The sequence below is a fragment of the Paenibacillus sinensis genome (assembly GCF_019904155.1).
GTDB classification, from domain to species: domain Bacteria; phylum Bacillota; class Bacilli; order Paenibacillales; family Paenibacillaceae; genus Paenibacillus_AQ; species Paenibacillus_AQ sinensis.
Window position 1 is genome coordinate 166,154 of record NZ_JAHCMB010000046.1, and the last position, 16,150, is coordinate 182,303.

The window sequence follows — 16,150 nt, forward strand, 5'->3', positions numbered from 1 at the left end:
TCCTTTTGTTTAGTCAAGCTGCGACGCTTCTTTCCATACCAGAAAATGCTTCTTCAGTCTGGCGAACGACAGGTTGATAATAATGCCCAGTACGGTGATGAACAGGACGATGCCGTACATGAGCGGCAGATCATATCGGGCGGTAGAGTTGATGTAGTACCAGCCGAGTCCTGTGCTGGCCCCGATTACTTCAGAGGCGATAATCATGAAGAACGACAGCTGGGCGGCAAATTCGATGCCGATAAAAATATGGGGAGCGGTGTACGGCAGGATGACCTTGGTAAACAGTTCTCTGCGCGTCGCCCCCATGGAACGCGCCGCCCGCAGCAGATTGAAATCGACCTCCTTGGCCCCGGCCAGCGTGTTGAACAACACGGGCCAGAGCGCCGACCAGAAGATGACGACCACCTTCTCCGCCGTTCCGATTCCGAAGAAAATCATGAAGATCGGAATGATCGCGAAGGGGTTCAGCTTCTCGCAGGTGCGCAAGAAGGGCAGCAGCGCTTTCTCCGTCGAACCGAAGAAGGTACCGAGCAAAAATCCGAGCGGAATGCCTACGATCAGCGAAAGACCGAACCCGAGCAGCACTCTGTACAGGCTGATCAGCGTCTGCTGAAACAGTATACCGGAGCGCGCCGAGTGAAAGATGGCGACGATCGCGTCACTGGGAGGCGAGATGACGCCCTCCGGAATGATTCTGGCGCCGACCTCCCAGAAGATGAAGAACAACAGAATCGGGATGCTGCCGATGCCGATTTTTTTAAGCTTGACTGCGGTGGAATTCATGGAATCACTCTCATCCTCCTTTCCTTAAGATAAGATCACGCTAGGCTGCGGCTTTGCTGCCGGATTCCGGGGCTTGCCGCCAAGAGAGAATCGAGTTCTCCAAATACTCAAGCACATAATTGAGCGCCAGGCCGACACCCGCAACCATGATCGCTCCAAGATAAATCCGCTCGACGAACCCCATGCTCTGGGCATTGTGGATCATCCAGCCCATGCCTGAATCGGCGCCCATGCTCTCCGAACCGATCAGCATGAAGAAGCTCATGGTCAGACCGGTGCGGAGTCCGGTGATCAAGGTCGGCGAGGCGCCGGGGAGAATCACCTTTGCAAAGATTGTCAGCTTGCTTGCATTCATGGATTTGGCCGCCCGGATCAGCAGCGGATCGACATTCTGGATACCGGCTATGGTTGTGAACAAGATCGGCCAGAACGATGACCAGAAGATAACGGTGTATATGCCTCCCTCACCGACTCCGACAATGATGACGAAGACCGGAAACAGAATATAGGGCGGGATGCTGGACAGAAATTTGGTCAACGGCCGGAGAAACAGAGCGAGCTTCGGCACAGCTCCGGCGAGAATAAAGCCGACAGGCAGAGCGAGAACGGTGGCCAGGATAAAGCCGACGAACACTCTTTTCAGACTAATGGAGATGTAGAGCAGAATGTTCGTCAGTCCGAGATCGACTCCAGCCTTCACGATCCGTGAGAAGGGCGGGACAAACACGTCGCTGACAAGGCCCAGACGCGGGGCAAGTTCCCAGATAATGATCACCAGGAAAAACAGGTAGAAGCTTAACAATGCCCGATGAACCGAGAGTATCCATTTCATCTGTTACTCATCCTCCTTTTTGGGTTATTTGCGACTGCAGTGTCGTCCCGCTAACAACAGTCTTTGACCAGTGTCGATATATAGCGAAAATCAGTTGTTTTGCGAAGTTTTGGATGTTTTCGGTGCCTCCTTTTCCTTGATATGCGATTTATTCTACCCCATCTAAATCAGATGTGTTAAATGCTTGATGGCATTTCAGCCCTTGTCAAACTGTGTGGTGATCAGATCGTCTACATGCAGCTGGTCCTTCTTCAGTGCTCCGGTCTTGACCAGGTCATCAATCCAGGGCTGGATCAATTTGGACGGGAAACCGTTGCCGGTGTAGTAGTAGTGAACGGCATTTACCGGTTGGCCAATATAGTCGCCGGTCAGCTTGATTGCCTCTTCCTCATGCGCCGGATTGACGATCCATGCCTGCGCTTTTTTAATCGCGTTGACAAAATGTTGAACCGCTTCGGGATTATCCTTGATAAATTCATCTGTGAAATAGTAGAAGGTTGTGCCTGCCGCTTCGCCAAGTCCCGTATCCGCCGTATCGAAAATTTCAATCAGCCCGGAATCTTTCGCCAGCTTGTAGAAGGGAGGATGGACGCCGACGATGTCGATGTTGCCCTGCTCGTTGGCCTGAAGGGCTGCTGTATCACTTTCGAAGGAGACATACTTGATCTGATTCCGGTCGAAGCCCAGATGGTCAAATGCGTTGGAGGCGATGAACGTCGTGCAGCTCGGAACGGTGCCGTTGATCGTAATTTTCGCTCCATTCCTTTTCTGGACCAGTTCTGCCAGGGTCTTAACACCCAGCTTGGGGCTGACATAGTATTTCATATGGTGATATTTGTCGTCCACGTCCGGCTTCGGTTCAACCCCGCCGATTGTAACGCCCTTGATCTTGGCCCCGCCTGCTATGTAAGTCGCGATGTTGTTGACATGGGCGCTGGAGACGTTGTTCGTTCCATTCAGGATGGAGGGCAGGACCTGTGCGGTAGTCAACTCGCCGGTATACTCCACATTGATTCCTTCCTCGGCGAAAAATCCTTTCTTCTCGGCAATTACCCATGGTGTTGAGGAGCAGTTGACCTTAGTGTCGGTTTTAATGGTGTAGACCTTCTTGCCGGACTTGGCCGGATCATAGCCTGCACTCTTCAGAGACGAGAGCCCGGCAGCTCCCTGGATGCCGATTCCTTTCTTCGTCTGTCCGAAATAGCTGCCAACTCCGATTCCTCCGACCACCACGAGGGCGACCACCGATAAAATTACCCATTTCTTTTTGCTTGTTGCCATTTTCTCACACTCCCATAATAATCTTTTAAAGTTAAAATATAGAAGTTCAAGCTGCAGCTACTGTACTTATTCACCACCCGCCTTCGTGTAATATAAAAAAGAGACTAAGCGGTCTTCCGAAGGGGAAGAACGTTAGTCTCCAGCTAACTGGTCAACTTGGGTTAAATCCGATAAATCTTATGAGATTTATGAATGTAAGCTTATGCCAAGGCTTTCTTAATTGTCAACGCATGAATATACATAAAAACGCTAGTTCGGAAATTTGTAACTTTTAGAATGGATGACTTTTATGAGGGATAGGAGAGTCGTTTCCCCGCTGCAGACATAATTCCATCCAGTGCGATAGCCAGAACCGCAATGATCAAAACTCCGGCGAACATTTGCACAATCTGGTAATTGGCCTGTGCCGTATAGATCATATAGCCCAGACCGGAGCTGGACCCCATCATTTCGGCCGCGATCAGGAACAGCAGGGAATAGCCCGCAGCCAGCCGCGTACCGGTCAAAATGTAGGGAAGAGCAGAGGGGAGCAGGATTTTGGCTGTCAGCCGGAAACGGCTTAACCCAAATGAACGCGCCGCTTTGACAATGTCTGCATCGGCATGTGTAATGCCGGACACGGTGCTGAACATAATCGGCCATATGCAAGCCCAGGCAATAATCGTCACTTTGGTCAGCTCGCCGGCTCCCATGAATACGATGATAATGTGAAATACGACAAACGGATTGATATTAGAGAACCATTCCAATACAGGCTCGATGGCGATACGGCCCTTATCCGACCAGCCTGCCAGGGCAACGCCAAGCGGCACGCCGGCAATCAGGGCAACGGCCAGTCCTCCGGCAGCGCGCCCCAGGCTGATGAGCAGATGGTGTGCGAGTTCACCGTTTGCCGTCTGTGAGCCGATGAACTGAACCACCTGTGTGAAAGCCGGGATAAACTGAGGGTCCACCCATTCGAACCTTACGCTGGCTTCCCACAGGACGAGGAAGGCGATGACGGCAGCATAACGTTTGCCAAGCTTGGTTAACACATTCATTAGGTTCCTCCCCACATTGGTTGTCGTGGCCCGGTCTGCTGCGGTACCTGAAAGGCTTACTGCGAGCCGGATGTTGCGTCATGGCCCGAATGTCCGGAATGTCCAGGCTCAGGTACTGAATCCATCTGCATATTGGGCATGTTGGGCATGTCGGGCATATTGGACATGTGCTCGCTATGGTCGCTGGAAGAGGATCGAGGCACATCTCCCTCTCCCGCGAAGCTGCCGTTCGTTCGGCTCAGATGGGCTGTGGACGCGCCTCCGGCCACAAGAAGAAGCAAGGCGGCGGTTAATACGGCAGCCGAAAAATAACGGTTTGGCCTGCCCTGCCGCACACGGGTAGCAGACGCCGTACTCCACACGGAGTCATAAGACTTCCAGAAAAAAAGATCGCGTTCCAGCTTGCGCAATACGAAGCTGAGGGTGACGCCAATCAGGGAAATACATAGCCCAACGGCAAATATAGGCGTCGTGGCATACGGAGACGAATAATAATTGCTGGACCAATGAAGCAGCCAGCCGAGTCCGGCCAAGCCTCCCAGCATTTCCCCGGCTACCAGAATAGCCAACAGCAAGATGATCGACGTACGGATTCCCAGCAAAATGGAGGGAGCCGCCCCCGGCAGTATGACTCGCAGGAATAGCCGGGCCGGTGGGGTTCCCATGCCGCGTGCCGCCTTCAGCAGGTCTGCATCCATATTCTGTACGCCGTTAATGACATGCTGCAGCAAGGGCCAGAACGCTACCCAGGTGACGATGATCAGCTTCGCCTTCTCGCCGATGCCGAAGAACAGAAGGAACACCGTCATGAGCGAAAAGGGATTCACCTGGGCCAGAAGACGGAAGAGCGGGTTTAAGCTTGCGGCCAGACCGGGCAGCCAATATCCGAGAATCGCGCCAGCAGGCACAGCCAGCAGTATTGCAGGCACAATGCCCGCCACCAGCCTCCACAATGTGGCTACCGTATGGCCTAACAAATGCTGGTGGCGCAGAAGATCGACGATCTCCCGCAGTACTGCCGACAACGGCGGGAAGAAAGTCGGATTGACCAGCCCGCTTCTTGGCAGAAGCTCCCACAGAATACAGACCAGGGCGATGCCGGATATACGCAAGCAAGCGAGCAGCAAAGCCGGAAGATTCCTGGTTGCCATGAAATGATAACCTCCTGTCGATTCCGTTATTCCTATTTATCTGATGAGTTTTGTACAGTTTAGATTTGTCTTTGTTTTTTTGTCAAGCGAGAACATCACGAACTCGCTGAACGACTCTCGGTAGCGCTCCTAACTAAAATTTGTTAATTTCGGATTTGTTAATTTCGCCGTTGACAGGTTCCGGAGCCCGTTCTATAATACCCTAAAGTATATGGGAATTATAGGATATCGGACTCGGCTGACCGACAAACAGGAAGCCGGATGACTGCACAGCAGTCGTCCGGCTTTTGCTGCTCTGGCGGATCGATCAGACTGCAGGTGGTGCAGCTTTGCAGAGAGAGCTTCCGTGCCTTTCCGCGGAAAGGCTATATTATCCTGGTCTGTGGTTGTGATGAATTTCACGACCCAGGCGCTTGTCGCCGGCAGACTGCGCAATATCCCTAGCCAACCGGTTACCCGGAGGCTTGAGGCGAATGGTACTGCCGTTCGTTTCAAGTCTTTTTTGTGATCTGAACCAACAAAAATGAAAGGTGGTGTTCGGGTTGCCGAACGAATCGCGCCATCCCTGCTATGATGAAATGGCCCATCATTATTTTGCCCGCATGCATGTAGCGGTAGCGCCGAAATGCAATATCAACTGCAATTATTGCAATATCAAATATGACTGCGTCAGCGAGAGCCGTCCCGGAGTCGTCAGCAAGGTGCTTACGCCGCAGGAAGCCTACGACAAGGTGCGCAGCACGCTTGTGGCGCTGCCGCAGCTGACCGTTGTCGGCATCGCCGGGCCCGGCGATCCGCTGGCGAATCCGCGGGAGACATTCGAGACCTTCAGACTGCTGTCCGAAGGACTGCCTGAACTGCAGCTATGCCTCAGCACCAACGGGCTGAAGCTGCCCGATTACACGGACGAGATCGTCCGGTACGGAATCAGCCATGTCACGGTTACGGTGAATACCGTGGACCCGGACATCGGGGCAGAGGTGTACCGGGCCGTGTCATTCCGCGGCAAGGCTTACCGCGGCAGGGAAGCCGCAGAACTGCTGCTCCATAACCAGCTCGAGGGCATCCGGAAGATTGCCGAGCAGGGTGTGAAGGTCAAGGTCAATTCCGTTCTAATCCCCGGCGTGAATGACAGCCATCTGATCAAGGTGACCGATGCGGTTAAGGCGGCAGGAGCCTTTTCACATAATATTATGCCGCTGATCATCTCGCCGGGCAGTCTGTACGAGAAGGAAGGGCGAACCGCGCCTGCCCCTTCGCTGACGCTTGAGGTGCAGGCGCGCAGCGAGGCGATTATGCCGGTGATGCGGCATTGCCGTCAATGCCGTGCTGACGCGGTCGGTCTGATCGGCAATGACATCGGTCTCCGGACCGAAGCCGCACCGGCCCGGGAATACGATCCGGCAGCTCGCGAAGAGGTGCTTCAGCAGCTGGATCGCACGGTCTCGGAGCGCAAGCAGCGTGCAGCCGATGCGGAAGAAGGACGTGGCAGCATGCGCATCGCGGTGGCGACGCGGGGCGGGGGCCAGGTGAACGTGCATTTTGGCCATGCCCGCGAGTTCCTCGTGTACGAAGTGTCCGGGCGCGAGCAGAAGCTGCTGGGCGTGCGGCGGATTCAGGCATACTGCAACGGCAAGTCCGATTGCGGCGATGCGGACAAGGAGTCGATTCTGGAAGAGACCGTGGCGCTGCTGCAGGATTGCTCGATCGTCCTGTGCGCCGCGATCGGTCCCGGACCGGCCGAGCGGCTGGCCCGCGCCGGGCTGACAGCGCTGGCGCGGAAAGGTGAGATCAGCGTGCAGCTGGAGCAGTGCGCGAAGTACCACCGCTATTTCTCTTCTGCCGCCTGCTCCCCGCAGGGAGCTTGTCCATCTACCGTGCAATAGCGGTAACCAATCACTTTGAATGAATGGATAAGCGGGCTTCGCAGCTTAACGGCTGCGAAGCCCGCTTTTTGCTGCTGCGCCTGCCATGCTTAGGCGATAACTTGTCGGTGAAAGTCCGCAGCAGACTTGGCAGCAGGAAGTGTTAGCCTTAGTTAATAGGGTCGTCGCGAGGCGAAAAGACCACCTGTCATAGTCGTCCAGCACGCTGCCGGTGTGAAAATGGTCATCTCCACCGTGAAATCCGTCTACAATTTCAAGTCGGTTCTCCCTGATGAGAACGCTCTCCTCACTCCTTGAGCAGAATAGATGTTTGCTACAATGAAAGCGCAAACATTTTATCGTAGATAGGAGATTCTGCCATGGGAGTACCCTCTGAAGAGCTACTGCCCGCCGTACAGCCGGCTAAATCCCCCAAGCGGAGGCTGCAGAACAAGCACAAGCTGTTTCTTATGGCGCTTCCGTTCCTGATCGTGACTTTTATCTTCTATTATTTACCGATCAGCGGATGGATTTACGCATTCTATGATTTCATCCCAGGGATTCCATTGCACGATACGCCTTATGTCGGCCTGAAATGGTTCAGGACCATCATAGCCAATCCCACACAGACTCAAGAAGTGCTTCGCGTCATGAAGAATACGATTGCCATGAGCTCGCTCAGCCTCATCACCTCGTTCTTCCCGGTCGTATTCGCCATCTTTCTCACCGAGATTAAGGCAGGATGGTACCGCAAAATGGTCCAGACCCTGACCACGATCCCGAACTTCATCAGCTGGATACTCGTGTACGCGCTCGCTTTCTCGCTGTTCTCCGTCGACAGCGGAGTGGTGACCCATCTGCTGGTGCAGCTTGGGGTGGTGGATGAAGGCTATAATTTTCTCGCCTCCAGCTCGCATGTCTGGGTGACCATGATTCTCTGGTACTGGTGGAAGTCGCTGGGCTGGGGAGCCATTCTGTATCTGGCGGCGATTTCAGGGATTGATCAGGAGCTATACGAGGCAGCGGAGGTAGACGGAGCAAGCCGTTTCCGCAAAATCTGGCATATCACGATTCCCGGCATCATTCCGACCTTCTTCGTGCTGCTGCTGCTCTCGATCGGCAACTTCGTGAACAACGGCATGGAGCAATATTTTGCCTTCCAGAATGCGATGAACAAGGATTCGATCGAAGTGCTGGATTTGTATGTGTACAACATCGCCTTCGCCAACAACTTCCCGTTCGCCACGGCGGTCAGCATGTTGAAATCGGTCATCAGCGTTATTCTGCTCTTCGGCGCCAATGCCCTGTCCCGCGTGGTTCGGGATGAATCGATCATATAAGGAGGCGTTCCAGATGCGAAGACGACGGAAGCCCGGCGACGCCATCTTTCAGATAGCGCTCTATGTGCTGTACGGGCTGTTCACCTTAAGCTGTATTTATCCGTTCTATTACCTGTTCATCAACACAATCAGCTCCAATGATCTCAGCGCAGGGGGTTACATCAACTTCTATCCGCGGGGCATTCATTTTGACAACTATTCCAAAGTGCTGATGATCAGCGGTCTGAGCCATGCAGCCCTTGTCTCGGTCTACCGGACGGTGGTCGGAACTTTGTTGACGGTTGGCTCATCGGCGTTCCTCGGCTATCTGTTTACCAAGAAGGAAATGTGGGGCCGTCAGATCTGGTACCGGAGCATTGTTGTAACCATGTATTTCAGCGCCGGTCTGATCCCGTGGTACATCACCATGAACAATCTGCATTTGACCAACAACTATTTGGCATACGTCCTGCCCACCATCATTACACCGTTCAATATTATTCTCGTCAAAACATTCGTGGAAGCGATTCCGGCTTCGCTGGAGGAGTCGGCCGGCATAGACGGCGCAGGGTATTTGCGGGTGTTCTGGAGTATCATTGTTCCGCTGACCACGCCCATCCTTGCGACCATCACGATTTTTTCGGCGGTGAACCAATGGAATTCCTTCGTCGATACCGCTTTTTTGATGACGGATACCAAATATTTCACGCTCCAGTTCCTGCTGTGGCGTTACTTGAACGAGTCAAGCTCGCTTGCGGCGCTGATCCGGAGTTCGCCGGATATGGCTGCAAGCATTCAGAATATGCAGACCCCGACTTCCGTACGGATGACAGTCACGATGATCGTGGTGCTGCCGATTCTGATCGTCTATCCGTTCTTCCAGCGTTATTTCGTGAAAGGCATTATGATCGGAGCGGTCAAGGGATAAGCCGCCGCTTCCGGAAATTGGAGTCCGGCTTGGCGCTCACACGCGAAGCTTGAACTTATAATCGCAAAGCTGGTTCTTGTTCTCAACAACTTATAGGGGGATGAGGGTATGAAATTACGCAAATTTTATGTGCTGCTGCTCAGCTTCATGCTGATTGCTGCGCTGACGGCGTGCGGTGGTAACAACAGCACAGGCAGCTCCAGCTCCAGCAGTCCGGCTGGGGCCAAGCCGAGTGCGGCGGGTACGGACACTGCCGGGCAGACAGCTGCGCCGGAGAGTGGGGGACTCGACCATTCGAAGCCGCTGAAGCTGACCGTATTCTCGACAACGGCCAATTATGCGGGTCCGCAGATCGGCTGGTTCGCCAAGGTGATCAAGGACAAATTCAATATTGAGCTGGATATCGTCGCATCGAATCTCACCGGAGGGGACAACAAAATCTCCGCAATGATGGCCTCGGGCAACCTCGGCGACATCATCGTCTTCGGGGATGACAAGAACCATTATCCGAATGCGATCAAAGGCGGGCTGCTGCTGGATTGGACGAAAGACGGCCTGCTGGACAAATACGGCGCCGACATCGTCAAGACGTTCCCGAAAGCGATCGAGAAAGCCAAGACAGCCTTCGGAGGCGGAAGCGCGGTGTACGGCATCGGCAACGGCGTAGCGACTAACCCCTCCGGTCCTTCCGAGGGCAAGGATATGACATGGGGGCCTGATCTGCGCTGGGATCTGTATCAGAAGCTAGGGGCGCCCGAGATAGGCAGCATTGAAGACTATTTGCCCTTGCTGAAGAAGATGCAGGAACTGGAGCCCAAGAATGAGCAGGGCAAGAAGACGTATGCGTTCTCGCTGTGGTCCGACTGGGACGGCAATTATAAAATGACGCTTGCCAAGCAATTCGCCAATATGATGGGCTATGATGAAATTCCGGACACCGCCGTCTATGTCAAAGCGGACGAAGACAAGTACTATGATTTTCTGTCCGCGGACAGCTGGTACATGAAATCGCTGAAGCTGTATTTTGAAGCGAATCAGATGGGTCTGCTGGACCCTGATTCCTTGACTCAGAAGTTCGATGATGTTGTAGCGAAATACAAGGACGGACGTCTGCTGTTCTCCTGGTTCCCTTGGCTTGGAGCCGCCAACTACAATACCCCGGAGCGTACAGCTGAAGGCAAAGGCTTCGCACTTGTGCCGTTCAAGGATGAACTGATGTATTCGACAGGCTTCAATGTGTACGGCGGCAACGGCATCATCGCCATCGGCGCCAAAGCCAAGGACCCGGAACGTATTATGGAGTTCATCAACTGGATGTACACGCCTGAAGGCGCCATGATTTCGGCAGGAAGCGGCACGGCGGTGCCGAATGGTCCGAAGGGACTGACCTGGGATATTGACGCAAGCGGCAAGCCGGTCGTAACCGATTTTGGCTGGCAGGCTTACGCGGATCAACAGAATACGAAAGTGCCTGAAGAATATGGCGGCGGCGACTATTATTACGGATCGAACCAGATGAATTTCTCCTTCGTTGTTCCGGCCATGGTGAACCCGGAGACGAATGAACCGTTTGACCATAATCTGTGGGAGACCTCGCTGAAGCGCAATCCCTCCAAGCTGGACAGCGATTGGAGAGCGAAGATGGGTGTGCTGACGGCCAAGGAGTATTTTGAGAAGAACAATAAGCTGGCGGTGGCGCCACAAGGCTTCACGGGCAAAGAGCCGCTGACCATGGATAAGACGCTGGAGCAGAAGAACAAGCAAATCGGAACCGTCATTCAGCAGATGTCCTGGAAAATGATCTTTGCCAAGGACCAGGCCGAATATGACAAGCTGAACAAGGAAATGCACGACAAAGTAAATGGCTTGGGCTACGCCGAGGTGATGGATTTCTCCGTCAAAAAGGCGCAGGAGCTGTTCGAAGCCCGGAAGAGTGTTAAATAAGGATAGCAGTCGCAAGGCAGGGCGGCCAATGGCCGCTGCTGCCTTGTTCTATTCAGCCCGGTGTGAAATATGATATGCTGAATGATATAAATAAAACGCTTTCATTAAAGAGATGGGGATCTCTATGCCGAGAACGAAGAGGGGGATACAGCCTGGAACGGCCAAATCTCTCCGGTCCACCCTTGTCCTGTATGTGCTTGTTGGTATGCTGCTGCCGATGCTGGTTGTCGGAGTACTGTCCTATGCCTCAATCTATTCCATCCTCTCCGGCAAAATCGGCAGCGGCATCAGCGCAAGCCTGAGACAGGAAGCGCTCAGCCTGGAGAATGCCATCGACAATCTGGATTTCGCCTCCAAGCAGTTCGCGCTGGACGGGCAAATCGTGGAGGAGATGTCCGCTTTTTTGCAGGAGAAACAGATTTACCGCAAGTCGCAGATTATGACCTCCATCAATCAGAAGATCAATCTCGTCAATTTTACCAATCCTTATATCGGTCTGACCGCTTATATAATGCCGGGCGCCGATGATCCGGTGCTGTTCACCAATATGAGTACGAGACGGGATTTCAATATCCGCAATCTGCCCGCACTCATGCGCTATAACGGCGCCGATTATTACGGTCCGCATGCTACGATGTACGCAGTCGGGGATAACGTCGTGTTCTCGGAGCGCCGCACGGTCAGGGTGAGCGGGCCTGAGCCCTTGTTCATTTATCTGGAGACGAATTACAGTCTGCTGCGGAAGATTTTCAATGAGCAGGCTTACGGAATGACGATGAACCACCTGCTAGTGAACCAGAACGGCCTGATTACCCATGAGCTCGACGGCAGCCTGCCGCCTGAAATTGTGAAGGCCGCCGGTGCAGGCGGGAGTGCTGCGCATGAGGAAGTCGGAGCTTATCATCTGTTCCGGTATGAGAGTCCCCAGGGCTGGAAGCTCGTCGCCGTTGTGAGCAAATCGGTGTTCAACAGCGAAATCCGTTCCTGGTTCGGCCAGATGGTACTGCTCGCCTGCTTCACGCTGCTGTTCGCCGCTCTTTTGTCCTGGATGATCTGGAAGCGGATCTACGGTCCTCTCCGCAAGGTCAATGTGGAAATTATCCGAATGGCCGAAAATGTCACCGCTCCCGTGTCGTATACGCAGGTTGCCGAATTTGACTTCGTACTCAACAACTTTCAACAAATGAAGGACCAGGTGAATGAGCTGATCCAGACTGTGGCACGCAACGAGAAGCTGAAGAGCCAGTTCGAGATCGAGAAGCTGCTAAGCCAGATCAACCCGCATTTTCTGCATAACACCTTGAACACGGTTCAGTGGCTGGCGCGCCTCAACGGACAGAAGGAAATCGACAGGCTGGTGACCCTTCTGGTGAAGGTTCTGCATTACAATCTTGGCAAGCAAAGCCTGATCGTCACGATCGGCGAAGAGATTGAGGCGACCCGAAATTACATGGAGCTTCAGCAGATTCGCTATGACTATGAATTCGAATTCAATGTGAAAGCAGAGGAAGCGGCGCTGACGGCGGCTGTGCCCCGGTTTCTGCTTCAACCGCTGGTGGAGAATGCCATTTACCACGGTCTAAGCGACAATGGCAGGGTAGACGTCGCAATCTCCGTGCATGAAGGCCGCGAGCTGCGGCTGTGCGTGAAGGACAACGGAGCGGGGATGGACGAGTCGAAGATTGATGAGCTGCTGACGGACGGTATTTCCGGTAAAAGAGGGCTGGGCATCGGCTTCGCCTATGTCAGACGTATGCTGGCTGCTTATTTCGGAGAGCAGGTGAAGCTTCATATCGACAGTGTGCCCGGGAAAGGCACGGCAATCTCCATTCACATCCCGATGAGAAGCAAGGAGGACTTCGATGCTTAAAGCTGTAGTGGTCGATGACGAGCGGCTTGTGCGAAAGGGATTCATATCGCTTATTGATTGGGCCTCCTTCGGAGTGGTGATCACCGGGGAGGCGGGAGACGGAGCTTCTGCGCTCGCTCTGCTGCGTGAACAGGATATCGATCTGCTGTTCGTGGACATCACCATGCCGGGGATGTCCGGGTTCGAGCTGATCCGCCAGATTCGCCAGCTTTATCCGGGAATTCGCTGCGTGGTGCTGAGCTGCCATCACGAATTCGACTTCGTTCAGGAGGCGCTGCGGCTGGGCGCGGTCGATTATATCGTCAAGACGCTGCTGGAGGTAGGGAACGCCGACGAGACGATCCGCCGGTTGGTGGAGCGAATCCGCTGGGAGGACTCCAGCCGTGAACTGCTGGTTCGTGGAGAGAATGGGCGCTTCCCTGCGGACAGCGCACTGCTGTATTTGCCGGTCACAGGCGCAGGGGTGGAAGAAGAGCTGTTCCGTATATCCGTAGTAAGGAGCCACCGGCTCATTCCAATGAAGGGAGTGTGGTTGAGCCCGCTTCCCCAACGGATGTCGGAGGAAGAGCTGCGGCAGGAGCTGAATCAAGAGCTAGGGGGGCGCTGGCGGACGGCGATCATCACCGGGGTGAAAGACCGCCCGTATGCAGAGCTGGAAGAGGCTTTACTCCATAACGCCCGGCGGACCCTGTTCTACTGCGCCATGGCGGATGATCCGGCGAGTCTCTCACTGGATGACCTTGGGAAGCCAGATGCGGAAGGTGATGCGCGAAATGTGGAGGAATTTCTGAAAGATGCACGTCTGTTGAAATGGACGGTGGACCGGAGAGATTGGGAACTGTTTATGGCCCGAGTGGGCCGGCTTCACCTCCCAGCCGGGGATATCGCCTCCTTCGCACAGGGGCTGGCCGCCGACTGGAGCGGGATTCTTCTTACGCCGGAGGAGCATGAGGGGCTTGCCAATGAAGCCGCAGGCTGCCTGTCATGGTGTCAGTGGAAGAGCTGGCTGCGCCGGTTCGCAGATCATGTCCAGCGCAGAATGCTGGAGCTTGGGTTCAGCAGAGAAGTGCTGCTGTGCCTGATCAAGGCTACACAGTATATGCGCAGCCGGGCCGGCGACAAGATCAATCAGAACCAAGTCGCCGCTTACGTCAACATGAGCCGGGGATACTTCAGCCAGTGCTTCGCCCGCTTCGCCGGGGAGAGCTTCGGTGAGAAGCTGCGCGGCATGCGGCTTGAGCTCGCCAAATCCCTTCTGCTGGAGACGGACGATCCAGTAAGCGAAATTGCCTGCAAATCGGGATTTGAGGATGACCGTTATTTCAGCAGGTTCTTTCGTGAACGGGTCGGGAAGCTGCCGAGTCAATACCGGGCGGAGGGGATGAGGCCGTGAAGACAACGATAAGGTGCGTTCTGCCTGTTCTCGTTCTCTTTGGCCTTGCAGCCTGCCGGGAAGCAGGACCCGATCAGACGGCGGCATCGCCTCAGTCGTCTCAGCAGTTGCAAGCCCCGCAGGAAGCCGCCGCTTATGGCAAATACGATAATCAGGTCATCATGCGGATCGGCTTCAAGGTTCCTGATTCACGGCTAAATACGGGTGACAGCAATGACAACAATCCCGTCTCCCGGTACTTGGAGAGCCTGACCAATATCAAGGTCGTACATGCCTGGGAGGCCAAAGGGGAGGAACCCTATACCCAGAAGGCGCAGCTCGCGATTGACAGCAGCGATCTGCCTGACGCAATGGTTGTGGACCGGGATCAGCTCAGCAAGCTGATTGATTCCGGTATGATCGCGGATTTAACGGGTACATTCGAAGAGTACGGTTCCAGCCTGATCAAGGATATGTACGATTCGACAGGAGGAGAAGCTCTGGCCGACGCTTCAAGAGACGGGAAGTTGTACGGCCTGCCGAATGTGGCGATCAATGCGGACTCGCCCACCCTGCTGTGGGTCCGGCAGGATTGGCTTGACCGGCTGGAGCTCCCGGCGCCGCGCACTCTTCAGGATATCGAGGCGGTCGCCAAGGCTTTCGTCGAACGGGACCCGGACGGGAATGGCAAGCGGGATACCGTCGGATTAAGCGCCTACAGAAATATCGTCTACGGCGCCAAGCCTCATGTGAACGGGATGGACGCGGTATTCAACGCTTTTCACGCCTATCCCATGAACTGGATGGAGGATAGCTCCGGGAAGGTGGTCTACGGCTCCATTACGCCCGAGACGAAAGCGGCTCTCGCCAAGCTGGCCGACTGGTATAAGCGCGGCCTGATCGATCCCGAGTTTCCGCTTTATAAGGAGACTCAGGAGCCGATCCTTTCCGGGAAAGCCGGCATGTTCTTCGGCCCGTGGTGGATGCCGTATTACCCGTTGTCCGAGTCGGTCGCCCAGGACACCAGAGCGGAGTGGCGCGCATACGCCGCCCCCCTCGATGCGGGCGGGCAGTTCGTGACGCATATGGCTCCGGTTACGGACCGTTACCTGGTTGTGCGTAAGGGCTATGAGCATCCTGAAGCGGTTGTTAAGCTGCTGAATACGTTTACCCGTCTGGAGAGAAGGCGTGATCCCAACACAGCTGAGGTCGGCAAGCTGGATGATTTCGCGGCGCAGACCGGCATTCAGCCCAGAGCCTACTATCCCTTCGATCTCCTGATCGATTACGCGGATGCCATCGAGAAGCATTATGGCGATCTTCAGCAGGCGCTTCACGGCAAAATCGCTCCCGAATCGCTGGAACCGGATTCCAAACTGCTCTATGACCGCTGGATGGAGGAAAAGGAGCAGCCCAAGAAGAATCTGGAGGGCTGGAAAGTGGCGAATGCTTACAGGTACGGAGCCGGTGTACTGACCTCTACGCCGATTGTGAAGAAACGCAGTGTGTATTATGGCAGCACGCCGGGAATGCAGCTATACGGGGCTCACTTGCAGAAGCTGGAGAGTGAAACCTTTCTGAATATAATCCTCGGCGACGCTCCTATTGGAGCTTTCGACTCCTTTGTTGCCGAATGGAAGAAGGAAGGCGGCGACGTGATTACCGAAGAGGTTGAAGCGAGGGTGAGAGCGAAGGAATCGACGGCACAGTATATAGGCAACAAGGACGGAATCCGCTAGCTGGATTCCGTCCTTTTGTCTGC

At 54.5% G+C, this 16,150-nt stretch carries 12 protein-coding genes; 7 read left to right on the plus strand and 5 right to left on the minus strand.

All coding sequences use genetic code 11. The annotated features are described in order from the left end of the window. Window positions 1-9: 9 nt before the first annotated feature. The 5 genes from KIH86_RS05125 to KIH86_RS05145 form a co-directional block, all read right to left on the minus strand. Window positions 10-786 (minus strand): ABC transporter permease, encoded by a 777-nt coding sequence (locus tag KIH86_RS05125; RefSeq protein WP_223086767.1) that lies wholly within the window; start codon window positions 784-786, stop codon window positions 10-12. A gap of 40 nt (window positions 787-826) precedes the next feature. Beyond that, window positions 827-1,618, minus strand: a complete 792-nt coding sequence (locus KIH86_RS05130) for an ABC transporter permease (protein ID WP_223086769.1) — start codon at window positions 1,616-1,618, stop codon at window positions 827-829. Between the two features lie 195 nt (window positions 1,619-1,813). Next, window positions 1,814-2,899, minus strand: a complete 1,086-nt coding sequence (locus KIH86_RS05135) for an ABC transporter substrate-binding protein (protein WP_223086771.1) — start codon at window positions 2,897-2,899, stop codon at window positions 1,814-1,816. Between the two features lie 287 nt (window positions 2,900-3,186). Continuing rightward, entirely contained in the window at window positions 3,187-3,939 is a 753-nt protein-coding gene (locus KIH86_RS05140) for an ABC transporter permease (protein WP_223086773.1), read from the minus strand. A gap of 56 nt (window positions 3,940-3,995) precedes the next feature. After that, window positions 3,996-5,090, minus strand: coding sequence for an ABC transporter permease (locus KIH86_RS05145; protein ID WP_223086778.1), 1,095 nt, complete (start codon window positions 5,088-5,090; stop codon window positions 3,996-3,998). Between the two features lie 542 nt (window positions 5,091-5,632). Here KIH86_RS05145 and nifB point away from each other — a divergent pair. From nifB to KIH86_RS05180, 7 genes are all read left to right on the plus strand, one after another. Then, window positions 5,633-6,976 (plus strand): nitrogenase cofactor biosynthesis protein NifB, encoded by a 1,344-nt coding sequence (gene nifB, locus KIH86_RS05150; RefSeq protein ID WP_235775265.1) that lies wholly within the window; start codon window positions 5,633-5,635, stop codon window positions 6,974-6,976. Between the two features lie 359 nt (window positions 6,977-7,335). After that, entirely contained in the window at window positions 7,336-8,295 is a 960-nt protein-coding gene (locus KIH86_RS05155; RefSeq protein ID WP_223086781.1) for an ABC transporter permease, read from the plus strand. A 13-nt stretch (window positions 8,296-8,308) separates the two neighbouring features. Continuing rightward, a complete protein-coding gene (locus tag KIH86_RS05160; protein ID WP_223086783.1) occupies window positions 8,309-9,202 on the plus strand; it encodes a carbohydrate ABC transporter permease in 894 nt (297 codons plus the stop codon). 108 nt (window positions 9,203-9,310) lie between these two features. Continuing rightward, window positions 9,311-11,146 (plus strand): type 2 periplasmic-binding domain-containing protein, encoded by a 1,836-nt coding sequence (locus KIH86_RS05165; RefSeq protein ID WP_223086785.1) that lies wholly within the window; start codon window positions 9,311-9,313, stop codon window positions 11,144-11,146. A gap of 124 nt (window positions 11,147-11,270) precedes the next feature. Beyond that, window positions 11,271-13,016: a sensor histidine kinase gene (locus KIH86_RS05170; RefSeq protein ID WP_223086787.1), complete on the plus strand. Its 1,746-nt coding sequence runs from the start codon at window positions 11,271-11,273 to the stop codon at window positions 13,014-13,016. Beyond that, window positions 13,009-14,409, plus strand: a complete 1,401-nt coding sequence (locus KIH86_RS05175; protein WP_223086790.1) for a response regulator transcription factor — start codon at window positions 13,009-13,011, stop codon at window positions 14,407-14,409. The genes KIH86_RS05170 and KIH86_RS05175 overlap by 8 nt, the downstream gene beginning before the upstream one ends. Continuing rightward, window positions 14,406-16,127 (plus strand): extracellular solute-binding protein, encoded by a 1,722-nt coding sequence (locus KIH86_RS05180; protein ID WP_223086792.1) that lies wholly within the window; start codon window positions 14,406-14,408, stop codon window positions 16,125-16,127. The genes KIH86_RS05175 and KIH86_RS05180 overlap by 4 nt, the downstream gene beginning before the upstream one ends. The last annotated feature ends 23 nt before the right edge of the window (window positions 16,128-16,150 follow it).

Excerpts from the sequence above, each read along its gene's own strand:
- KIH86_RS05125 (WP_223086767.1), bottom strand. The coding sequence starts at position 786 with ATGAATTCCACCGCAGTCAAGCTTAAAAAAATCGGCATCGGCAGCATC.
- KIH86_RS05130 (WP_223086769.1), bottom strand. The coding sequence starts at position 1,618 with ATGAAATGGATACTCTCGGTTCATCGGGCATTGTTAAGCTTCTACCTG.
- KIH86_RS05135 (WP_223086771.1), bottom strand. The coding sequence starts at position 2,899 with ATGGCAACAAGCAAAAAGAAATGGGTAATTTTATCGGTGGTCGCCCTC.
- KIH86_RS05140 (WP_223086773.1), bottom strand. The coding sequence starts at position 3,939 with ATGAATGTGTTAACCAAGCTTGGCAAACGTTATGCTGCCGTCATCGCC.
- KIH86_RS05145 (WP_223086778.1), bottom strand. The coding sequence starts at position 5,090 with ATGGCAACCAGGAATCTTCCGGCTTTGCTGCTCGCTTGCTTGCGTATA.
- KIH86_RS05155 (WP_223086781.1), top strand. The coding sequence starts at position 7,336 with ATGGGAGTACCCTCTGAAGAGCTACTGCCCGCCGTACAGCCGGCTAAA.
- KIH86_RS05160 (WP_223086783.1), top strand. The coding sequence starts at position 8,309 with ATGCGAAGACGACGGAAGCCCGGCGACGCCATCTTTCAGATAGCGCTC.
- KIH86_RS05165 (WP_223086785.1), top strand. The coding sequence starts at position 9,311 with ATGAAATTACGCAAATTTTATGTGCTGCTGCTCAGCTTCATGCTGATT.
- KIH86_RS05170 (WP_223086787.1), top strand. The coding sequence starts at position 11,271 with ATGCCGAGAACGAAGAGGGGGATACAGCCTGGAACGGCCAAATCTCTC.
- KIH86_RS05175 (WP_223086790.1), top strand. The coding sequence starts at position 13,009 with ATGCTTAAAGCTGTAGTGGTCGATGACGAGCGGCTTGTGCGAAAGGGA.